The sequence below is a fragment of the Wenyingzhuangia heitensis genome, from assembly GCF_011762155.1.
GTDB classification, from domain to species: Bacteria; Bacteroidota; Bacteroidia; order Flavobacteriales; family Flavobacteriaceae; genus Wenyingzhuangia; species Wenyingzhuangia heitensis.
Genome location: NZ_JAASQL010000006.1, coordinates 84,298 through 105,733, shown reverse-complemented (window position 1 = coordinate 105,733; position 21,436 = coordinate 84,298). Strand labels below are relative to the sequence as shown.

Below are 21,436 nucleotides of genomic sequence, written 5' to 3'. Positions count from 1 at the left end.
AATGTGGTCATCGAGCGAAGTCGAGATGTGAAATTTTAACTGGTTGTAAAAGTCCTCTACTGTTCTCAATACTTCTTTTACTTTCGTTTTACTACAGCAAAAGAAACTCGAACTGACAAGGTTTTCGACTCCGCTCGAACACCGTGATGTAATCGTTCAAAAATTAAAATAATGTGGTCATCGAGCGAAGTCGAGATGTGAAATTTTAACTGGTTGTAAAAGTCCTCTACTGTTCTCAATACTTCTTTTACTTTCGTTTTACTACAGTAAATGAAACTTGAACTGACAAGGTTCTCGACTCCGCTCGAACACCGTGATTAGATCGTTAAAAAATTAAAATATGGGTCATCGAGCGGAGTCGAGATGTAAAATCTTAACTGGTTGTAAAAGTCCTCTACTGTTCTCGATACTTCTTTTATTTTCGTTTTACTACAGTAAAAGAAACTAGAACTGACAAGGTTCTCGACTCCGCTCGAACACCGTGATGTAATCGTTCAAAAATTAAAACAATAAGGTCATCGAGCGAAGTCGAGATGTGAAATCTTAACTAGAGGTAAAAGTTACAGACTCAACCCAAAGGCTCTTTAAAAAAATTAGTCTATAAAACAGGCTAATTCATATAGGCAATTCTCCAAAACGTCTATTGGGTACTAAAAAGAAAGGAATTAGTTTTACCTTTGAAAAGGGATCTTCTAAAGTGGGTTTACAAAACACGAAGAGGAGCTATCCCCATAGAATTGATAAAAAAATAAAGATGTATAAAAACAAAAAAATAACGTTGTTCTCTCATCTCTTAACCTGGGTGGTTTTGTTTAGCATGCCCTATATTTTGTCTTATGAAAAACAAGATATCAATAGAGTGATTGCTCATTTTTGGATTCCAATTTTCTTTTATGCGGTGCTATTTTATTCCAACTTTTTTTTATGGATTGATAAGTTTTTGTTTGCCAAAAAAACGGTTCAGTTTATAGTCATCAACATAGGGCTGATTGCTTTGTTTATGACTTTAAAAGAGCAAATAGAAAGTGTTTACTTTGAAGAGTTTTTAAGAAAAAAAGCAGATAAAAATGAAGGGGGAGGACCTCCGTTTTCTTTGTTTATTTACGTGCAAACGCTGTCTTATATTGCTCCGTTGTTGTTTTCTATAGCTATTAAAGCCACTAAAAGATGGGCAAAAACAGAAGCAGAGCGTAAAGAAGCAACTACGATTAAGCTGCAATCAGAATTGCAACATTTACGCTATCAAATTCAGCCTCATTTTTTCTTTAATTCTTTAAACAATATTTACTCTTTGGTAGATATTTCACCAGAACAAGCCAAAACTACCATACATAGTTTGAGCAAGTTGATGCGTTATTTGTTGTATGATACCAATACAGAAATGATTAGCTTGTCTAAAGAAATAGAATTTATTAAAAAATACATTTCTTTAATGGAGTTAAGGTTGACAGATAATACGGTAATTCATACTCGTTTTCCTGCTAAAAATACAGAAGTTAAAATAGTTCCTTTGTTGTTTATTTCTTTAATAGAAAATGCGTTTAAACACGGAGTATCTTCTCAACATAAAAGTGATATTGAGTTTGAAATGTATATAGACAACGATATTTTGTATTTTACTAGTAAAAACGACAATTATCCAAAGGAACAAAGTGACAAAAGCGGTTCTGGAATTGGCTTGCAGAATTTAGAAAAAAGATTGCAATTGCTATATCCTAATAAACATCAATTTACAACTAACGTAGTTAACAATCAGTTTGTGGCTCGGTTAGAAATACATCTTTAAAAAACAGAAAAATGAGTATTAGTTGCTTGGTAATAGACGATGAACCCATTGCTTTAAGTTTGGTAGAAAGTTATGTGTTAAAAACCCCTTTTTTAAGTTTAAAAGGAAAATTTAGCAATGCAATTCAGGCCATGGAGTTTTTAAATACAGAACCGGTAGATTTATTGTTTTTAGACATTCAAATGCCCGATATAACAGGTTTAGAACTATCTAAAATGATTCCGCAACAAACCCGTGTTATTTTTACCACCGCTTTTGATGAATATGCCTTGGAAGGATTTAAAGTAAAAGCCTTAGATTATTTGTTAAAACCGTTTGATTATGCAGAGTTTTTGGTAGCAGCCAGTAAGGCCAAAGAATGGTTTGATTTGGTTAACAAACCCGATGTCAGCATTCAATCCAACTTACAAAATGATTTTTTGTTTGTAAAATCTGAGTACAAGCAGTTAAAAATTAAACTAAATGATGTGTTGTATTTTGAAAGCATGAAAGATTATATTAAAATTTGGCTAATAAATGAAAGCAAGCCTATTTTAATGTTGATGAGTTTAAAAGCTTTGGAAGAAAAATTACCCGAAACAAAGTTTATGCGGGTTCACCGATCTTTTATTGTGAATTTAGAAAATATAGAAGTGATAGAGCGTAGTCAAATAATCATCAACAAGCAACGCATTACCATATCAGAACAATACAGAAACAAGTTTTTTAAATACATAGAAAACAACTCTCTTTTATAAAAAAAATCCAGTAATTACTTACTGGATTTTTTAGTGGTATCAACTGGTTTTAATAAGCCATTTCTACTATTTTTTCTACATCGGCAGGAGTTAGGTTTTGGTGTTCTCCCAATCCGTTCCATCCTCTGTCTGTAAATCTTTTAGAGATTTCTTGTGCAGTTCCTTTGTAATCTTTTGTGTAATCAGACAATTTAGTATCTATGTCTAAACTCTTAAAAAAGGCTTCTGTTTTGGCAATACCTGCTTTGGCTTTTTCTTCCAAAGTTCCTTCGGTAACATTCCATACACGCTCTGCGTACTGTGCTAATTTTTCTTTTTTAGTTTCAAAATTATAAGTGTAATGGCTTGGAGCAATTACAGCTAAAGTTCTAGCATGGTCTATTCCAAACAAAGCGGTTAGTTCGTGTCCAATGGCATGTACTGCCCAATCTGTAGGAACTCCTTTCTGAATCAATCCGTTTAAAGCCATGGTACAACTCCACATAAAATCTGCAGCAGCTTTGTAGTCTTTAGGATTGTTAATAACGGTTGGAGCAATTTCTATAAGCGTTTGTAAAATACTTTCTGCAATTCGGTCTTGCAACAATGCATTTACAGGATAGGTCATGTATTGCTCTAGCACGTGGTTAAAAGCATCAGTAACTCCATTCACCAACTGTCTTTTAGGAATTGAGTGAATAACGGTAGGATCTAAAACTGAGAATTGAGGAAACAAACCAGGACCTCCCATGGCCAATTTTTCTTTGGTTTCTGCTCTTGTAATAACTGCACCCGAGTTCATTTCTGATCCTGTAGCAGGCAATGTTAACACCGTACCAAAAGGCATTCCCTCAGTAGTTCTAATGTTTTGCGTTAAAATATTCCAAGGAGCTTCTCCTTTGTACAAGGCTGCAGAAGCTAAAAATTTAGTTCCATCAATAACAGAACCACCACCTACAGCTAACAAATAGGTGATTTTTTGCTCTTTAATTACACTTAAAGCTTCCATTAATACCGCATATTCTGGATTGGCAGGAATTCCACCAAACTCAACAACATCGTATTCTTTTAGAGCAGAAGTTACTTGATCGTAAATCCCATTTTTCTTAATGCTTCCTCCTCCAAACAATAATAATACTTTGGCATTTTTAGGTATTTCGTTTCCAATGCTTTCTATTTGATCTTTACCAAATAAAATTTTTGTTGGGTTTTGATATTCAAAATTCTTCATTCTGTTTAAAATTTTTGGTTTGTATTTATCTTGTGATCGATAGCAATTCTTTTTGTAAACAAAGGCAATTATTCAATTACCGTTACCAAATCTTCTGTGCTTTTTCTAACTTTTACCAAAGAAGACAACCAATCGTTATCTGCATCTCTGTAGCCAATAGGCAACAATACAGTACTTCTTAATCCTTTGGCTTTTAGATCTAAAATTTCATCAACAGCAGCAGGATCAAAACCTTCTACAGGAGTAGCATCTACTTCTTCATAGGCAGCCGCAGCAATAGACATTCCAAAAGCAATATAAGCTTGTTTGGCAGCGTGCTCAAAATTTACAGAGGAATCTCTTTTCGGATATGCACTTAACAACATTTGTCTGTAGTTTTCCCATCCTTCGTTTTTAAAACCACGAACTTCATTGGTCAAATCAAACATATAATTAATACGATCTTCTGTGTACGTATCCCAAGCAGCAAACACCAATAAATGAGAACAATCGGTAAGTATAGATTGATTCCAACCCACCGCTTTAATTTTTTCTTTGATCTCTTTGTTTTTAACTACAATAATTTCAAAAGGTTGCAAACCACTAGAAGTAGGAGCTAACCTTGCAGCTTCTATAATCTTGTTTACTTTTTCTTCGGGTACTGCCTTACCATTCATTGCTTTGGTTGCGTACCTCCAGTTTAATTTATCTAATAATTCCATATCTATATGTTTTTATGATTTGTGTTCTGTTATTTTTATACTATCCCAAGCCATTTTAAAAGCTTGTTCTTTACTTTCGTCGGTTAATTCGTAATCATCTCTTTGTTTTGCATTGATTAAAAAAGCTAATGGATACACCGCATATGCATACAAAACGTAAGGACAAGCCTTTTTTATAATACCATCAATCTGACCTCTTTCCCATAAATCGAGTAGGGGTTGTAAATGTTTAATTCCTTCTTTTCTACTTTCATCATCTATAATGGGAGTATTGTCACAATGAGATAAAAACAAAGCTTCTGCTACCTCTTTTAGTCTATAATCTGCAATTTGATACCAAATAATTTTAAAACTTTCTTCTACAGGAGTATTATTCGTATAATTCTGAAAAATAGCTTGTGTAAATTTTTGTTTTACATGCAAGTAGACATTATTAATTAGGTCTTGTTTGTTTTTGTAATACAGATAAATGGTTCCTGGAGATATGCAAGCTTCCTTGGCAATTTTAGACATAGGAGTGGCATGAAAACCATTGCTAATAACCAATTTAATGGTTGCATTGATCAATGCATTTCTTTTAATATCACTCTTACTTAATGCTACCATGTGTTTTATTTGATAAGACAAAGATAATAAAAATGAATGAACATTCATTTTTAAAAAGATTAATATTTTTTATTGTTTTTTTAAGCTGATTTACAGAGTGTTATAAGGAAGTTGTGCAAAAATTAATTTATTTCTATTTAGAAATTAAACCTTTATTAAAACCTAGGGTCAAAGCTTAGATTCGATTATTAAATTGATATAAAATAAGATTATGAGGTAGGGATATTTATGTAATAGAATCAAAACAAAGAAATAATTATAATAAAAACTAAAAACATTAAAGAAAATGAAATCACAAAAAATCACAGTTATCGCATCAGCAATTTGTTTATTTGCTACCGTTAGTGCTTTTTCACAAGAGCAAAAACCAAAACCATCTCCAGAAAAAATGTTTAAAAAGTTTGATACAAACAAAGATGGAAAAATTACAAAAGAAGAGTTAGAAGGAAAAAAGATTGCAAACAGATTTGATAAAATTGATAAAGACGGTAACGGTGCTATTTCTTTAGAAGAGTTAACAAACTCAATAAACAAACAAGGGAAAGGAAATGGTGATAAGCCTAAAAAAGCAAAACCTGCTCATAATCATGATGAAGATGATAACGATGGAGGAGAAGAATAACTAATTCTTTAAAAAAAAAGCACTTACTATTATTAGTAGGTGCTTTTTTAGTTACAAGTAAATAACTGAGTCAATACATAGTTTTTTTATATGGTTCTGAAAAAATAATTCTCTAAATTTAAAGGACATAATTTAAACATATTTGCTATGACAACAAATTTACTTTTAAAGATGAGAATCTTTTTATTACTGTTTTTAGGATCCATAGGTTTTATCTCAGCCCAAACAGAAACTATTTATATAGATTTTGGATACGGTTCTACAAGTAGTGCCTCTCCTTGGAACAACATTACCAACAATACACCGGGTACTGTTACCAGCCTTATTAATACAAGTACTGTAGAAACAGGGATAGGACTTAAAGTTACAGATGGTTTTGAGGGAATTAATGGAACAGGTACAACTTCCCCGAACGGAAGTTTAGGTTACCCATCTAACGCTACAAGTGATAGTTTTTTTGGTAGTACATCAGATACAGCTTCTTTATTACTTAGCAACTTGGTAGTTGGTAAAAGTTATACCATAGACTTTTTTGGATCTAGAGTAGGTGTTGCAGACAATAGAGAAACTGCTTTTGAAGTGGTTGCAGAAACAACACAAACAGTTTCTGTAGATACTGCAGAAAACACGAGTAATGTGGCTACACTTACTTTTAAACCCAAAGCTGATGGAACTGCAGTTATAAATGTTGCAAAAGGACCTAACAATACCAATAGTTCTGGATTCTTTTACTTAGGAGCTATAGAATTGGAGTATGCTACAGAAGCTCCAACATTCTCTAACAATGCCTTGTTGGTAGATTTTGGAATTAACACCAATACAAGTGCTGCAAACTGGAACAATTTAACAGATCCTTTAGCAACAGGTAGCCTTAGCAACTTGGTAAATAACGGAGGGACTACCACCAATATTAGTTTAGCCGTTACCGATGCTTTTAACTATATCAATGAATTTGGTACCACCAAAGCAGGTCAGAGTTTAGGGATTCCGGCTACAGCAACTGCAGATAGCTTTTTTGGAAACACCACAGAGTTTGAAGGAAAAACAGAAACTTCTGGAGCGATAGCGTATAGTAATTTTGATCCAGATACAGATTTAACGCTAACAATTTATGCATCTAGAGTAAATTACGAAGATACAGACAATAGAGAAGCACAGTATACCATTGAAGGGTTGACTACTGAAACTGTATACCTGGATGCAGAAAACAATACAAACAACTTTGTAACCACCACAGTAAAACCAAAAGCTGATGGTACTTTAACAATTACTGTTTCTAAAGGACCCAACAACAACAATCCTAATGGGTTTTTCTATTTAGGAGCTATGGTTGTGGAGTACGATTCTACTCCGTCTATTACGGTTAGCAATCCTAATGGGGGAGAGTTTTGGCAACAAGGAAAAATAACCAAAATTACTTGGGATTCTTCTAATATTTTTGCAAATGTAGATTTAGAATATTCTACAGACAATGGTGCTAATTGGAACGCTATTGCATCTATAACAAACAATACTACAAATACTTATAATTGGACAGTGCCTAGTGCTGTTTCAGAAAATTGTTTGGTAAGAGCAACTACAAATTCAGTAAATGATATTAGTGATGCTGTTTTTGAAATTTCTGATGATGAAACAATATGTAATATTGTGGTTTTAGGTTCTTCTACTGCCGAAGGAATTGGAGCTTCTTCTACAGACAAAGCTTGGGTAAATTTGTATGCTGATGCTATTTATCAAAACAACACAAAACTGAATGTAATCAACCTAGGAAAAGGAGGATATACCACCTATCATGTTTTACCTACAGGAAGTTCAATTCCTAGTGGAGTGACTGCAACAGTAGATACCGAAAGAAATATTACCAAGGCATTGAGCCATGATCCTATAGCGATTATTGTAAATTTACCTTCTAATGATACTGCGGAAGGATATGCGGTGGCAGATCAATTGTCTAATTACAGTACTATATACAATCAGGCAGCTAGCAACAGCGTACCTATGTGGATTGCAACTTCACAACCCAGAAATTTTTCAGCTCCAGCAGATATACAAAAACAAATAGATGTTAAAGATGGTATTTTATCAGCCTATGGTACCAAGACCATTAATTTTTGGACAAACATTGCAGAAACAGATGGAACTATTTTAGCAAGTTTAAATTCTGGTGATGGTGTGCATTTAAATGATGCAGGACACGCATTGTTGTTTGACAAAGTATTAGCAACAGATATTGATGATTTAGAATGTGAAGACGATACAACATTAGACGTAGCTGAACTTGATGTTACAGATACTTCTTTCCAAACCTATCCAAATCCTGTTAAAGACAACTTAAACATTCGTTTTACAACTCTAGATAACGGAACATTTACTTTACAATTGTATGATGTTTTAGGTAGAAATATATTAAGTACATCTGCTAAATTTAGCAAAGGAGACAATGTATTTACGTATAGTTTGAGCGAATTAACTCCTCAGATTCTTGTAGGTAAAATTGTGTTTAAAAAGGCTAATGGAGAAGTATCTCAAAAACAATTAAAATTAATTATTGAGTAACCCTTATTTCTTTACACATAAAAACTAGTTAAAAAAAGCACTTACCAATTTTGGTAGGTGCTTCTTACTTTGTGGCATTTTGTTTGAAAGGTTTTGAGAAAAAATCACACTAAGAGTTACACAATTAGATGTTGTTTTTCTTAAGTAAAACAGTATCAGAAAGATAACATTAATAAGAAAATTCCTTTTATGAAAACACTCTATTCTATTTTAGATTTGGCTTTAGTTTCTAAAGGTCAAACTTTACAAGAAACCTATAACAATACATTGCAATTGGCACAACATGCCGAAAAACAAAAATATACTCGTTACTGGTTGGCAGAACATCACAACTCGTCTAACATAGGGAGTAGTGCAACCTCTGTTTTAATTGGGTATGTAGCCCAAGGAACACAAACCATTCGTGTAGGATCTGGGGGTGTTATGTTGCCCAACCATTCTCCCTTAATTGTGGCAGAGCAGTTTGGAACTTTAGGTTCTTTGTATCCAAACAGAATAGATTTAGGATTGGGAAGAGCTCCCGGAACAGATAGAGAAACGGCAGAGGCCATTCGTTCTGATTTTATGCAAGCGACTCATTCTTTTCCCAACGAATTAAAAAAAATAGAAACGTATTTTTCTACAGACAATGCTAGCTCTAATGTCCGTGCCACTGTAGCAGAAGGGGTAAATGTACCTATGTATATTTTAGGATCGAGTACAGACAGTGCTCATTTGGCAGCCAAAAAAGGATTACCTTATGCGTTTGCTAGTCATTTTGCAACCACACATTTGTGGAACGCACTAGATATTTATCGCAATGAGTTTAAGCCTTCTAGTGTTTTGCAACAACCGTATGTAATTGTAGGGATAAATGTGATTATTGCAGATACCGATGAAGAAGCAGAACGTTTGTACACCTCTTTAATCCGTATGATTATGGGCTTGTTTACAGGAAAACGAGATTTTGTACAACCACCCACAGCTATGACCGATGATTATAGAGAAATATTAAAAAATCCACAGATTCATCAAATGTTAAAGTATTCTTTTGTGGGGAGCAAAGCCACAGTAAAAGCTCAGGTAAAAGAGTTTAAAAAACAAACTCAAGCAGATGAGTTGATTGCGGTAACCAATATTTATGATGTAAAAGATCGAATTAAATCTTACCAATTGTTTTCTGAAATTATGGAAGAATTGAATGCTTAAATTCTAATGCCTATTTTTACAGAAAACCCATTGCTTTGATTTTAAAATACATTCAAAAACAAACAACGTTATTTATTTCTATAAGTATTATTTTTAGTGCTACGTTGTTTGTTTTTTTTGCTACCGAAGCTAGTTTTAACGCCATAGACAAAGCTTCTTTGTGGGTACGTAATTACTTTGGCTATTTTTATCTTTATGTAGGTTTGGTCTGTGTTTTGGCTTTGTTGTGTATTGCTTTTTCCAAATACGGAAATATCAAACTAGGTAAACCTTCCTCTAAGCCAGAACACTCTTTATGGGCATGGATCGCTATGTTGTATAGTGCAGGTATGGGATCTGGTATTTTGTTACGTGCTGTGCAAGAACCCGTTTTTATGCAGCAAAATCCTCCGTTTTCTTCTAATCTATCTACGGAGATTCTAGCTTTAGAATTCACCTTTTATCAATGGGGATTAACCGCTTGGGCATTTTATGGTCTTTTTGCAGTAATTGTAGGTTATGCCATGTATCTTCAAAAAAAGAAAGTAACCATTCACGCAACCATAGAGAATTATGTAAAAAGTAATTCAGTAAAAAAAGGAGTAGATGTTATTACGATTATTACCACTGTTTTTGGATTGATCGCTGCTATAGGTTTAGGAACTACTCAAATTAATGGGGGACTGAATCATATTGCTGAGTTTGATTTTGGACTTAATACCACGCTTTTTCTTTGTGTGTTGATTGTTTCTGTAGCCTGTTTTTCTGCTTGGCAAGGAGTGAATAAGGGAATTAAAATATTTTCTAAGTTAAACATAATCATCACCTTTGCACTACTATTATTTGTGTTTGTAACAAGTGATGTAAATGCAATTTTAAGCTCTTTCTGTATGGCTACTTACCATTACATTGTAAATTTTATTCCGTTGAGCTTGGCTTTAGAACCTTACAATCCAGGGATCCAATTTTTAACAGGTTGGACTTTTTATTATTGGGCTTTTTGGTTGGCTTGGGCACCGTTTACCGGTATTTTTATTGCTCGTATTTCTAAAGGAAGAACCATTCGGCAATTGTTGTTAGGAGTTTTAATCATTCCGTCTATAGGGACTTTTTTTTGGTTCTCTGTTTTTGGAACTTCAGCCTTTAACTTGATTTATGAATGGGGAACTTACAACCACGAGTTTGGCAATGTGTTTTCTTCTATTTTTGTGTTTTTTGAACACTATCCCTACGCTACATTTTTAAACCTAACCGCTATCTTTTTGTTGATTAGTTTTTTAATCACCTCGGTAGATTCGGCTGTTTTTGTATTGAGTATGTTTACAGACAAAGGTTCTAAAAATCCTAGCAAAACGCATCGAGTTATTTGGGCGGTATTTATTTTATTAGCCACCATTGCTTTGGTGCTTTTAGGAAACATAAAGGCAAACATCAATGTTTTAGAAACTGTACAACGCTTGTTAATTATAACATCTTTGCCCTTTTCTTTTTTAATTGTTTTGATGTTAATTTACTTTGTAAGAGATCTTAAAAAGAACTCCCAAAAAACTATGGAGTCTTAGTTTCTAATAAATGTACAACCTTAGTTAACGACTCACATTTAGCCTCTGCAATGGCATATTTAGGATTAGATGTGCTACTGGTTAAAACAATGGTAAAAGCTCTAGATGCTTTGGCAGCAATCATTCCTGTAACCGAATCTTCTAAAATAAAGCATTCTTCAGGTTTGGAATTTAGCTTTTCCATCACCCTAATATAAACAGCAGGATTGGGTTTTCCGTAGATCTCATCATCAGCACTACAAATTTCATCAAAATAGCTTTTTACGTCTAGTTTGCTTAACACAGCTTCAATAATTTTCCAGCTAGAAGATGTAGCCAAACCTATTTTAAACTTTTCTTTTTTTAAATACATCAACAAATCGTTTAAACCTTTTATGGCTTTTCCGTTTTGGAGAATGTTAGTAGCTACCTGATCTATAATTAAAGTTTCTAATTCCTTAGCATCAATTTGTAAATGGTGTAAGTCACACCAAGTTTTAGCAACCAAGTCAATTCTTTTTCCCATGGTATGGATTTCACAATCTTGCACGGTAATAGCAACCCCCAAATTTTGTAAAATATTAATTTGTGCTTGTTGCCAAAAAGGTTCAGAGTCTATCATGACTCCATCCATATCAAAAATAAAGGTGTTTCTCATACTTTAAATGTTGATTAAATAGTTTTTCTCATACATTTTATCATATACATCTTTGCTAAACATATATAGTTGTGCAGGTTTTTTAGATACTCCTATTTGTTTTTCATCCAACGGAATAATGTATTTTTTATTGATAAGTTTTCTTCTAAAGTTACGATTGTCTATTTCTATATCTAAAATAGATTCGTACACGTCTTGTACATCATTAATCGTAAACTTATTAGGTAACAATTCAAAAATAATAGGCTCAGCCAAACACTTTGTCTTTAAATCTTCGTAAGCCTCTAGAATGATTTTTTTATGATCAAAACCTAATTCTGGTAATTGGTGAATAGAGAACCATTCTGCTTGGTTTTTGTTATGAGTCAAATCTACATCTTCTGTTTTTACTAAAAAGTAATAGGCTATGGTTACCGTTCTAAAGTTGAATTTTTCGTTATCAATCCAAAGAATGTCTTTTTCGTTCCTCAATCTATCAGGATCTCCAAAAGCTTTAAACTGTTTTTTGTATTGATTGGTCAATCCTGTCAATTCTTTTAAAACTCTGGTAGCTGCATCGTCTAGCTTTTCGTGTTCATATATGTGATATCCTGTCAATACATAATCATCTACCAATACTTTATGGTCTGTTTCAGACTCTAAATATCTTTTGATTAATAATAAGTTTAATGATTTTGTATTGGTGTCATATCCAAACACCACACAATCTACAGATATATTCGAGTTTTTAATCAATTCCGTCATCTATATGTTTTTTAAGTTCAATACTCTTTGTTTAATAAACGTAGATAATACACTAAATATTGTTTTCTATCTAAATTTTATATTTACAAATATAGTGATGTTATTTTGTAGTATCATCATTAAAAACACTGTATTTGTTGGTTTTAATTATTTTATTGTCATTTTTTTTAATTTTTATTTGTTTTCTACTATTTAAATTATATACATTTGTAAAACAAACGTCATTTGTACGTTTTATAAAAAACAAACAAAATAACACTTCATATCATGGAATTAAAAATGAATAAAAAGTCTCAGAAAAAATCAGCAAAAACAAACCATACTGTTTTGACAATTTCTCTAACACTAACGATGTTGTTTTTAGGGTTGATGAATGTAAATGCACAAGAAGCAGAAAAAGCAACAGATACCTATAAAGCATTTGATGCCGGTTTACGTGTAAAGAACATGCATTTATGGCATGGGTTTGTTGTACACCCTGGTGCAATGATCGCGACCAACTTAGATTTTTATTCAAGAGATAAAAAATTCAATTTTGGAGTTTGGGGAGGTGCTAGTTTTTCAGGAACCGATGTAACCAATCAAACTACAGGAGAAACGGTAAGTTCACATTACAAAGAATTTTCTATTTATACTTCTTATAAGTTTTCAGACAAGTTTTTTATAGAAGCAGTGTCTCACAACAACTATACAGGTGTAGAAGAAAGAGGAGATGATTTGCATTATTGGAGTTATGACATTACACAAGGATACAATTTTGTAGACGTAAACTTTGGGTATAACATTACCCCAAACACCTTATTGTACTTAGCAACCATTATTGGTGGTGGTTCTGGAGATTATGAAGTGAAAGATGATGGTTCTACAGAAAACTCTTGGACTCATTATTTTGAAGTAAAAAGTAAAGTTTGGGAAAGAGAAAACACTAGTTTGTCTGTTTTTGCAGGAGGTGCTTGGTCTTTTTTAACGGACAAAACTTTTTATACTAACAATTCAGGTAACCTAATTAATGTAGGAGCTACATTAAGCAAACAAATTAATGTAGGGAATTTTAAATTGCCTGTAGATGTTACAGCAATGTGGAATCCAGAGCAAGAAAAGACAGTTCTTCAAGTAGATTTGGTTATCTTTTAAAGAACATCAAAAAAAACAATAAAAATTATTTAAAAAAATACAAATCATGAAAAAATCAAACTTAAAATTTTCACTAAAAAGAATTGTGAAGCCTTTAATGATTGCTGCTTTTGCTTTTAGCGTTGTTAGCTGTGCAGAAAAAATAAATTCAGCAGAAAGAGATGAGAACAAAACAAAAGCAACTGGTGAATTGATAGAAAGTAAAATTCCGTTAGAGAGAATTAAAATAGGGTATTGTTCTCCAACTTTAAACGCTCCTTATTACCAGGCATTGATGCAGAGTATTAAAGCGACTACAGAAAAAAATGGAATGACTTTGTATGCTGCTGATGGACAAGATGATATCAACAAACAAATTTCTGCCGTAGAAGATTTAATTACCAAAGGAGTAGATGCGCTGTTGTTAAACCCTAAAGATCCTGATGCTTTAGTAGGAGTAACCAAAATGGCAAAAGCTGCAGGTATTCCAGTATTTATTATAGATGGTTCAATAAGTCCTTCTGCAGATTATGTAACTACCATTCAGTCGAACAATTTAGCGAACGGTGAGTTGGCAGGAGAGTGGTTGGTGAAAAACTTTAAAGGAAAACAAATGAATATTGCTTTATTAAGTGGTAATGCAGGAAACCCAGTGGGTAGAACACGTAAACAAGGTTTGTTGCAAGGAATTACAGAAGAACAACTAAGATCTCAAGGAAAAATAGATTTGAATGTGAAAACACAAGCCTATACAGAATGGTCTTATGCAGGTGGGTTAAAAGCCATGGAAGATATTTTGGTAGCATTCCCAGATGTAAATGTGGTAATTACAGAATCTGATGTTTGTGTATTAGGAGCTATTAAAGCCATTAAACAAGCAGGAAAAACAGATGATATTTTAATTGTTGCAGGTGCAGATGGACAAAAAGAAGCGATTAAGTACATTATGGAAACTGATTTTTATGGTTGTACTGCTATGAACAGCCCAGTACAAATTGGGAAAAACGCAGTAAAATATGCAGTGCAATATTTAAATGGGAAAAGAGACTTTTCTAAAACATCTTTTACAAAACCGTTGTTGATTACCAAAGAAAATGCAGCTAAGTATTACAATCCAAACGCAATATTTTAATCTTAAAACCGAATTCATATGCAAAATTCAGAAAGCGATTATCGTTTAGAAATGACTGGAATCTCCAAAAGTTTTGGTGTTGTTTCGGTACTAAAGGATGTAAATCTAAAAGTAAAGCCAGGAGAAATTCATGCTTTGTTAGGAGAAAACGGTGCAGGTAAATCTACCTTGATTAAAATATTAAGTGGAGTGCATCAAAAAGATAGTGGGCAAGTTTTACTTAACGGACAAGAAATCAACCCAAAAAACACACACGACGGTCAGGTATTGGGAATTAGTGTGGTGTTTCAAGAATTGTCTTTGGTGAATGATTTGTCTGTTGCCGAAAACATTTACCTACACAAATTAGGAAGCAGCAAGTTTTGGATGAACTGGAAAGAAATCACCCAAAACGCACAAGAGTTAATAGATTCTTTAGGATTTGAAATTGATGCTTCTGCTACCGTTAGAAATTTAAGTATTGTACAAAAGCAAGTAGTAGAAATTGCCAAAGCTTTGTCTGAGGATACAAAAGTATTGGTCTTAGATGAACCCACTACGGTTTTTGATCCTACCGATACTAAAAAACTATTAAACAATCTTTTTAAGTTAAGAGATAAGGGAATTTCTATCATTTACATTTCTCATCATTTAGAAGAAGTGTTTAAAATAGCAGATACCATTACGGTGCTTAGAGATGGAGTAGATACAGGAAGTTTAACGGCTTCAGAAACCCATACAGATCATGTAATTAAATTAATGATTGGTAGAGAATTAAAGGATTTGTATCCTGCTAGAAATTCTAAAATTGGGAAAACTCCCATTTTTGAAGTCAAAAACTTAACCGCAAAAGACAATTTGGTACACGATGTTTCTTTTGATGTAAAACCTGGGGAAGTTTTAGGAGTTGCTGGTTTGGGTGGAAGTGGAAGAACAGAAATGGCTAAACTTATTTTTGGACTGTACAAAAAGAAATCTGGTAGCTTGTTTTTAGAAGGGAAAGAAATTAAAACTCAGACTCCGGTACAAGCTGTAGCACATAAAATTGGATTTGTATCTGAAGACAGAAAAGAAGAAGGAGTGTTTTTACCCATGTCTATTAAAAAGAACATTAGTGTAACCAACTTTAATTTTATCACAAACAAACTAGGATTTTTAAAGATGGACAAGGAACAAGAAAACGTTTCTAGCTTAATCACCAAATTGAATATTAAGACTCCTAGTTCCGAAATAGCGGTTAAAAATTTAAGTGGAGGTAATCAACAAAAAGTAGCATTGGCTAAATGGTTGAGCATAGATAGTAAAGTAATTATTATTGATGAACCTACTCGTGGAGTAGATGTTGGAGCCAAAATAGAAATTTACAATTTGATTAATGAAGTGGCCGAAAAAGGAGTAGGAGTGATTGTGATTTCATCAGACATGCCAGAAATTATGGGAATTGCTGATAGAATTCAGGTCATGCACACCGGAACTATTTACGGAGAACTTCCCAAAGAAAAATTCTCAGAAGAAAACATTTTACGCTACGCAATAGGGAAACCTTTAAAATAAAAACTTAGACAATCTTAAAAAATATAATATTATGAATGCAACTATAAAACAACAATTAAGCTCACCAGGAGGATGGCTTTCTTTTTTAATCAAATACAACACTATTTTTATTTTCATCTTGCTGGTTATTTTTTCAGCATGTATTTCAGATGTGTTTTTTACCTCTGTAAACTTATCTAACTTATTAAAACAAGTTTCGGGAATTGGAATTATTAGTGTAGGTATGTTGATTGTAATCCTTACGGGAGGAATTGATTTGTCCGTAGGTTCTATGGTGGCTTTACTAGCCGTAACCTTTGCTATTCTGGTCAATTTGGTCATTTTACCCTTGGCTATTTTAGGAACCATTGCTATTGGTTTTGCTCTAGGAAGTGTAGCAGGGTATTTAGTAGCTTATCAAAAAATGGCACCTTTTATAGCTACGTTAGCTTTAATGACCATTGCCAGAGGATTAGGATTTATTTACTCTAACGGATCTCCAATTATTTTTGAAACCAAAGGAGGTTTGTTTATGTCTAATTTTGCAAACAACTCACTTTTAGGAATTCCTAACATTGCTTTGGTCTTTTTTATTATTGTGATTGGAGCCGCTATCATGTTAAAATACAATGTGTTTGGTAGATTGATTATTGCGTTGGGGAGTAATGAAGAAGCTGCACGTTTGTCTGGAATTAAAGTAAACAAATACAAATTTTTAGTCTATGCCATTTCTGGAGCGTTGGCTGCAACGGCTGCTATTATTGTCGCTTCAAGAACCAATTTAGGATCTCCAAACATGGGAGTCTCTTGGGAATTAGATGCCATTGCTGCAGTAGTAATTGGTGGAGCTAGTTTAAGTGGTGGTAAAGGAACGGTTGTAAATACTTTAATGGGAGTTTTAATCTTAGGGTTGATTAGCAACATTCTAAACTTATTAAATGTTCCTTCTTATCCGCAACAAGTTGTAAAAGGAGCCATTATTGTTTTTGCAGTATTGTTACAACGTTTTGAAAGCAAATAATCTTTTAAAAAAAAATCACATGAAATCATATAAATTAAACAATCAAAACTTGTCTTTATTCAAAGATCAAGTTGCCATTCCAACATACGACAGAAGTCAAGTAAAAGCAGGAATTGTACACGTAGGTATTGGTGGTTTTCACAGAGCACATCAAGCTTTGTACACAGATCAATTATTGCATGAGCCGAATGCTAACGAGTGGGGAATTTGTGGAGTTGCTTTGTTAGAATTTGATCAAAAAATATACAACACGTTACAAGAACAAGACGGTTTGTATACGTTGGTGGTAAAAGAGTTAAATGGAACATTTACCAAAAAAATTATTGGTTCTATGGTAGAAACGTTGTTTGCTCCAGAAAATCCATCCAAAGTGATTAAAAAAATGGCCAGTGTTCATGTGAAAATCATCACCTTAACCATTACAGAAGGAGGATATAATTACAATGAAGCTACGGGAGAATTTGATTTTAACAATCCACAAATTCTACACGATTTAGAAAATCCGTTAGCTCCTAAAACCATTTTTGGATATTTAACACAAGCGTTAAAAACTAGAAAAGAACAAGGGTTGGCAGGAGTGACGATTCAATCTTGTGATAACATTCAAGGAAATGGTCACATGACAGAAAAAATGTTGTTGAGCTATGTACAACAAGCCGCACCAGAATTGGTGTCATGGATAGAAAATAACGTTTCTTTCCCTAACAGTATGGTTGATAGAATTACCCCAGCAACGGCACCAAAAGACATTACAGACTTGCAAGAAACTTCTGCAATAGAAGATGCTTGGCCAGTGGTTTGTGAGCCTTTTAAACAATGGGTGATAGAAGATGATTTTGTAGCGGGTAGACCTGCTTGGGAAAATGTAGGAGCACAGTTTGCAAAAGACGTTGTTCCTTACGAAAAAATGAAGTTGAGTTTATTGAATGCAGGACATTCTGTGTTGGGGATTTTAGGAGCTTTGGTAGGTTATAATACGATTGATGAAGCAGTTCACAACAAAAACATAGCGACTTTCTTAAAAAATTACATGGATGTGGAGGTCACTCCAACTTTAGGAACTTTAGAGGGAGTTGATTTAGAAGTATACAAACAATCTTTAATAGAGCGTTTTGGAAACATCAATATCAAAGATCAAATAGATAGAATTTGTTCAGAGAGTTCTGCTAAAATTCCAATTTTTATTCTGCCAACGGTACAAGCACAGTTGCAAGGTAAAAAGTTAGTAAAGCATGCTGCTTTTGTATTGGCTGCTTGGGCGGTTTACAGCATTGGAACAAATGAGCAAGGGAGTGCTTTGGCTATTAAAGATGCTTTAAAAACAACATTGCAAGCTACTGCAATTGAGTCTCAAAAGAATCCAAAAGCATTTTTAGAAATAGAAACGGTGTTTGGGAATTTAAAAGAGAATGATCTGTTTGTAGATGTGTTTGTAAAAGCCTATGAAAATATTACAGCAAACGGAGTTGAAAAATGTGTGATAGAAATTAATAATACACTTTAAATTGGGAAAAAGATGAAAAACATAGTTTGCTTTGGTGAAGTGTTGTGGGATGTTTTTCCTAATCACAAAAAAATAGGAGGTGCACCATTAAATGTTGCTGTTAGACTACAATCTTTAGGCAATAACGTTGGCATGATTAGTAGTGTAGGACAAGATACAGATGGTGATAAAATCATAGATTTTGTAAAAGAACACGGTGTTGATGCGAATAACATTCAAATCAACCCTGCGCAGCAAACAGGAAGTGTAGCGGTAACTTTAGACGATGAAGGATCTGCTACTTATGAAATTGAGCATCCTAGAGCTTGGGACAAAATAGCATTGTCTAACACTGCTATTGAAAGCACCAAAACTTCCGATGCATTTATATTTGGAAGTTTGGCAGCAAGAGATCAAGTTTCTAGATATACACTTAACGAATTGTTAAAAATTGCTCCGTATAAAATTTTTGATGTGAACTTAAGAAAGCCTCATTACAGTTCAGAAATTTTGAATGAGTTGATGCATCAAGCAGATTTTATCAAGTTTAACGATGATGAGATGTTAGAGATTGTAAAGAATTATACCACTGATATTGATACTGTAGAAGAAGCTATTCAGTTTATAGCCAAACAAACCAACGCAACTTCTATTTGTGTAACCAAAGGAAACAAAGGAGCCGTGTTGTATTACAAGGGAGAACTTTATCAAAATCCGGGATATAAAATTACAGTGGTTGATACCGTTGGAGCTGGAGATTCGTTTTTAGCCTCGTTAATCAATCAACTGTTAAACAATTCTACACCACAAAAAGCCATTGATTTTGCTTGTGCGGTGGGAGCAATTGTCGCGAGTAGAGAAGGTGCCAATCCTACTATTGAAACTGCAGCAATTGAACAATTAATGAATACATAAGTATAATTAAATACCCCTATATTTTATATTTAGCACTTTTTATCTTTGTTGTGGGGATAAAAGGTGCTTTTTTTATTTTTAAGATTCTGAATAGTCTAATTTTTCAAAAAGATTACGTTTGTAGGTAATTCCAATAGGAATGGTTTCTTTCTTTATTTGGATGACATCTTTGTCAATCTTACAAACTTTTTGAACAGCAATAATGTATGATTTGTGTGTTCTTACAAACAATTCTGAAGGAAGTGTTCTTTCTAGTTCTGATGTGGTGGTGGTAGCCACATAAATACGTTTCATGGTGTACACTTTTACATAATTGCCATAACTCTGTAAAAATAAAATGTCAGAAAGAGGAATATCTACAAAATCACTTCCTATTTTTAAGTTGATGAATTCTGGATGTTTGGGAACTGTTTCTGAAAGCAGACCTTTACTTTTTTGATTGAGGTGCTCTATCGCTTTTAAAAAACGAGGATAAAAAATGGGTTTTAGCAAATAATCAATCACTCCATGGTCGTAGGCTTTTAAAGCAAACTCGCTGTAGGCAGTTGTTAAAATTGTTTTGGGAGGATTGTCTACTTTTTGCAAAAGTTCTAAACCTGTAATGTCTGGCATATCTATGTCTAGAAACATCAAATCTACCGAGTTGTTTTCTAAATAAGCAATGGTATTGGTTCCGTTGTATAATTGGTGTACCAACGTTAATGAACTGCTTTTATTTATGTAATCTGTAAGTACATAATGAGCAGCAGGTTCATCATCAACAATAATACATTTTATCATTTTGGTTGCCATACAATTCTAATCTAGTTTTATTTTTAAAACAACGTTGTAATCAGGCTCTTTGGTTATTTTAATAGTGTATTTCTCACCATAAATCAACTCCAATCTTTTTAACGTATTTTTAAGTCCAATTTTGGTAGACACAATCTCCTTTTTGTTTTTTGGAATGGAGTTGCACACTTTAAATAGTAAGTTGTTTTTTTCTACACGGACATCAATCTTAACAAAACAATTTTCTGTGGTTGCACTCCCATGTTTAAATGCATTTTCTACAAAGGTAATCAATAACATAGGAGCAATGTTGTAGGTGTTTTCTTTGGCAATATCACTGTTAAATTTGATATAGCAACGGTAACCTACACGCTCTTTTTCTAAAAGCACATAACTTCTTATAAAATTAATTTCATCCTCTAACAATACTTTGGGAGCATCGCTACTTTCTAACTGATATCTCATCAATTGAGAAACATGCATCACCAAATCAGAAACACGGTCTGGATACTTTAAACTAATCCCGTAAAGTGTGTTAAAAGTGTTGAATAAAAAATGTGGATTTAGCTGTTCTTTTAAAGAGTTTAGCTGAACGTTGTTGTACAATAATTTCTCTTTATCAAGTCTTTTGTTGTTTCTATAAAATTTAAGAATTAAAGAGATAGATAGGATACAAACCAAGGTTACCATAAGTGTAGCTCCTTGAAACCCTAGATTTTTTTGTGCGATGGACTTGTATAAAAAACAGTTTTTATAAATCCAAAAAGAAGTAGCATAATACGTAAGTACTGTAAACACACAAAGCAAAACAACGGTGCTAAAAAAATAGACTACTGGCTTGTGTTTTTTTAACAACAAGGGCAGTAAAAAGATTCTATTTAATTGCGCATGTGTGTACAAAAGCAAAAAATAAATACATCCTCTTAGTAAACTAGGAAACGATTTGATTAAAATCCAATCGTTTAAGGTAAATAACAAAAATGAGAACAAAAGAATAAAAAGCTCTTGCCACCATTTATTCTGAATAATTCTACCAAGGTACTTGTTCATTAAAAATAGGTTTAAAGAACAAATTAATTAAATAAAATTGACTTGTAGCCGAACTAAATGATGAATTTAATTCGTCATTTGATAAGTTGAATTGGTCATTTAACAAAAGGA

19 protein-coding genes are annotated in these 21,436 nt (G+C 33.2%); 12 read left to right on the top strand and 7 right to left on the bottom strand.

The window, feature by feature from the left end; translation table 11 throughout:
• The first annotated feature begins 754 nt into the window (after window positions 1-754).
• Window positions 755-1,786 (top strand): sensor histidine kinase, encoded by a 1,032-nt coding sequence (locus FHR24_RS14440; RefSeq protein WP_167190516.1) that lies wholly within the window; start codon window positions 755-757, stop codon window positions 1,784-1,786.
• An 11-nt stretch (window positions 1,787-1,797) separates the two neighbouring features.
• A complete protein-coding gene (locus tag FHR24_RS14435; protein ID WP_167190512.1) occupies window positions 1,798-2,523 on the top strand; it encodes a LytR/AlgR family response regulator transcription factor in 726 nt (241 codons plus the stop codon).
• A 49-nt stretch (window positions 2,524-2,572) separates the two neighbouring features.
• Here the strand turns inward: FHR24_RS14435 and FHR24_RS14430 are convergent, their stop codons facing one another.
• The 3 genes from FHR24_RS14430 to FHR24_RS14420 all read right to left on the bottom strand — a co-directional run bounded on the left by FHR24_RS14430 (window position 2,573) and on the right by FHR24_RS14420 (window position 5,088).
• Complete coding sequence (locus FHR24_RS14430; protein WP_167190509.1) at window positions 2,573-3,733, bottom strand: iron-containing alcohol dehydrogenase; 1,161 nt, start codon at window positions 3,731-3,733, stop codon at window positions 2,573-2,575.
• A gap of 68 nt (window positions 3,734-3,801) precedes the next feature.
• Entirely contained in the window at window positions 3,802-4,434 is a 633-nt protein-coding gene (locus FHR24_RS14425; RefSeq protein WP_167190506.1) for a nitroreductase family protein, read from the bottom strand.
• Between the two features lie 12 nt (window positions 4,435-4,446).
• On the bottom strand, window positions 4,447-5,088 hold the full coding sequence (locus FHR24_RS14420; protein WP_243846564.1) for a TetR/AcrR family transcriptional regulator: 642 nt from the start codon (window positions 5,086-5,088) through the stop codon (window positions 4,447-4,449).
• Window positions 5,089-5,326: 238 nt separating this feature from the next.
• Here FHR24_RS14420 and FHR24_RS14415 point away from each other — a divergent pair, with 238 nt between their 5' ends.
• The 4 genes from FHR24_RS14415 to FHR24_RS14400 all read left to right on the top strand — a co-directional run bounded on the left by FHR24_RS14415 (window position 5,327) and on the right by FHR24_RS14400 (window position 10,947).
• The gene (locus FHR24_RS14415; RefSeq protein WP_167190502.1) at window positions 5,327-5,662 is read left to right on the top strand and encodes an EF-hand domain-containing protein; all 336 of its coding nucleotides are present in this window, start codon (window positions 5,327-5,329) and stop codon (window positions 5,660-5,662) included.
• A gap of 147 nt (window positions 5,663-5,809) precedes the next feature.
• Window positions 5,810-8,218: a GDSL-type esterase/lipase family protein gene (locus FHR24_RS14410; RefSeq protein WP_167190499.1), complete on the top strand. Its 2,409-nt coding sequence runs from the start codon at window positions 5,810-5,812 to the stop codon at window positions 8,216-8,218.
• 189 nt (window positions 8,219-8,407) lie between these two features.
• Window positions 8,408-9,406, top strand: coding sequence for an LLM class flavin-dependent oxidoreductase (locus FHR24_RS14405; RefSeq protein ID WP_167190496.1), 999 nt, complete (start codon window positions 8,408-8,410; stop codon window positions 9,404-9,406).
• Window positions 9,407-9,441: 35 nt separating this feature from the next.
• Complete coding sequence (locus FHR24_RS14400; protein ID WP_208412372.1) at window positions 9,442-10,947, top strand: BCCT family transporter; 1,506 nt, start codon at window positions 9,442-9,444, stop codon at window positions 10,945-10,947.
• Here the strand turns inward: FHR24_RS14400 and hxpB are convergent.
• Window positions 10,934-11,584: a hexitol phosphatase HxpB gene (gene hxpB, locus FHR24_RS14395; protein WP_167190493.1), complete on the bottom strand. Its 651-nt coding sequence runs from the start codon at window positions 11,582-11,584 to the stop codon at window positions 10,934-10,936. The two genes, FHR24_RS14400 and hxpB, sit on opposite strands and share 14 nt — an antisense overlap.
• Window positions 11,585-11,587: 3 nt before the next feature.
• Window positions 11,588-12,328 (bottom strand): NUDIX hydrolase, encoded by a 741-nt coding sequence (locus FHR24_RS14390; RefSeq protein WP_167190490.1) that lies wholly within the window; start codon window positions 12,326-12,328, stop codon window positions 11,588-11,590.
• Window positions 12,329-12,595: 267 nt separating this feature from the next.
• Between FHR24_RS14390 and FHR24_RS14385 the strand changes: the two genes are divergently transcribed.
• Genes FHR24_RS14385 through FHR24_RS14360 form a run of 6 tightly spaced genes read left to right on the top strand, consistent with a single transcriptional unit; the run spans window position 12,596 to window position 19,504 of the window.
• On the top strand, window positions 12,596-13,462 hold the full coding sequence (locus tag FHR24_RS14385; RefSeq protein ID WP_208412371.1) for a hypothetical protein: 867 nt from the start codon (window positions 12,596-12,598) through the stop codon (window positions 13,460-13,462).
• Between the two features lie 46 nt (window positions 13,463-13,508).
• The gene (locus FHR24_RS14380; protein ID WP_167190487.1) at window positions 13,509-14,573 is read left to right on the top strand and encodes a substrate-binding domain-containing protein; all 1,065 of its coding nucleotides are present in this window, start codon (window positions 13,509-13,511) and stop codon (window positions 14,571-14,573) included.
• A gap of 18 nt (window positions 14,574-14,591) precedes the next feature.
• Window positions 14,592-16,106, top strand: a complete 1,515-nt coding sequence (locus FHR24_RS14375) for a sugar ABC transporter ATP-binding protein (protein ID WP_167190484.1) — start codon at window positions 14,592-14,594, stop codon at window positions 16,104-16,106.
• A 31-nt stretch (window positions 16,107-16,137) separates the two neighbouring features.
• A complete protein-coding gene (locus FHR24_RS14370; protein WP_167190481.1) occupies window positions 16,138-17,106 on the top strand; it encodes an ABC transporter permease in 969 nt (322 codons plus the stop codon).
• Between the two features lie 19 nt (window positions 17,107-17,125).
• Window positions 17,126-18,610: a mannitol dehydrogenase family protein gene (locus tag FHR24_RS14365; protein ID WP_167190478.1), complete on the top strand. Its 1,485-nt coding sequence runs from the start codon at window positions 17,126-17,128 to the stop codon at window positions 18,608-18,610.
• Window positions 18,611-18,622: 12 nt separating this feature from the next.
• A complete protein-coding gene (locus FHR24_RS14360; RefSeq protein WP_167190475.1) occupies window positions 18,623-19,504 on the top strand; it encodes a carbohydrate kinase family protein in 882 nt (293 codons plus the stop codon).
• A 78-nt stretch (window positions 19,505-19,582) separates the two neighbouring features.
• Here the strand turns inward: FHR24_RS14360 and FHR24_RS14355 are convergent, their stop codons facing one another.
• Complete coding sequence (locus FHR24_RS14355; RefSeq protein ID WP_167190472.1) at window positions 19,583-20,296, bottom strand: LytR/AlgR family response regulator transcription factor; 714 nt, start codon at window positions 20,294-20,296, stop codon at window positions 19,583-19,585.
• A gap of 6 nt (window positions 20,297-20,302) precedes the next feature.
• Window positions 20,303-21,325 carry a sensor histidine kinase gene (locus FHR24_RS14350; protein WP_167190469.1) on the bottom strand — a complete coding sequence of 341 codons (1,023 nt, stop codon included), beginning with the start codon at window positions 21,323-21,325 and terminating at the stop codon, window positions 20,303-20,305.
• Window positions 21,326-21,436 lie beyond the last annotated feature (111 nt).

Excerpts from the sequence above, each read along its gene's own strand:
- FHR24_RS14440 (WP_167190516.1), top strand. The coding sequence starts at position 755 with ATGTATAAAAACAAAAAAATAACGTTGTTCTCTCATCTCTTAACCTGG.
- FHR24_RS14435 (WP_167190512.1), top strand. The coding sequence starts at position 1,798 with ATGAGTATTAGTTGCTTGGTAATAGACGATGAACCCATTGCTTTAAGT.
- FHR24_RS14430 (WP_167190509.1), bottom strand. The coding sequence starts at position 3,733 with ATGAAGAATTTTGAATATCAAAACCCAACAAAAATTTTATTTGGTAAA.
- FHR24_RS14425 (WP_167190506.1), bottom strand. The coding sequence starts at position 4,434 with ATGGAATTATTAGATAAATTAAACTGGAGGTACGCAACCAAAGCAATG.
- FHR24_RS14420 (WP_243846564.1), bottom strand. The coding sequence starts at position 5,088 with ATGAATGTTCATTCATTTTTATTATCTTTGTCTTATCAAATAAAACAC.
- FHR24_RS14415 (WP_167190502.1), top strand. The coding sequence starts at position 5,327 with ATGAAATCACAAAAAATCACAGTTATCGCATCAGCAATTTGTTTATTT.
- FHR24_RS14410 (WP_167190499.1), top strand. The coding sequence starts at position 5,810 with ATGACAACAAATTTACTTTTAAAGATGAGAATCTTTTTATTACTGTTT.
- FHR24_RS14405 (WP_167190496.1), top strand. The coding sequence starts at position 8,408 with ATGAAAACACTCTATTCTATTTTAGATTTGGCTTTAGTTTCTAAAGGT.
- hxpB (WP_167190493.1), bottom strand. The coding sequence starts at position 11,584 with ATGAGAAACACCTTTATTTTTGATATGGATGGAGTCATGATAGACTCT.
- FHR24_RS14390 (WP_167190490.1), bottom strand. The coding sequence starts at position 12,328 with ATGACGGAATTGATTAAAAACTCGAATATATCTGTAGATTGTGTGGTG.
- FHR24_RS14385 (WP_208412371.1), top strand. The coding sequence starts at position 12,596 with ATGGAATTAAAAATGAATAAAAAGTCTCAGAAAAAATCAGCAAAAACA.
- FHR24_RS14380 (WP_167190487.1), top strand. The coding sequence starts at position 13,509 with ATGAAAAAATCAAACTTAAAATTTTCACTAAAAAGAATTGTGAAGCCT.
- FHR24_RS14375 (WP_167190484.1), top strand. The coding sequence starts at position 14,592 with ATGCAAAATTCAGAAAGCGATTATCGTTTAGAAATGACTGGAATCTCC.
- FHR24_RS14370 (WP_167190481.1), top strand. The coding sequence starts at position 16,138 with ATGAATGCAACTATAAAACAACAATTAAGCTCACCAGGAGGATGGCTT.
- FHR24_RS14365 (WP_167190478.1), top strand. The coding sequence starts at position 17,126 with ATGAAATCATATAAATTAAACAATCAAAACTTGTCTTTATTCAAAGAT.
- FHR24_RS14360 (WP_167190475.1), top strand. The coding sequence starts at position 18,623 with ATGAAAAACATAGTTTGCTTTGGTGAAGTGTTGTGGGATGTTTTTCCT.
- FHR24_RS14355 (WP_167190472.1), bottom strand. The coding sequence starts at position 20,296 with ATGGCAACCAAAATGATAAAATGTATTATTGTTGATGATGAACCTGCT.
- FHR24_RS14350 (WP_167190469.1), bottom strand. The coding sequence starts at position 21,325 with ATGAACAAGTACCTTGGTAGAATTATTCAGAATAAATGGTGGCAAGAG.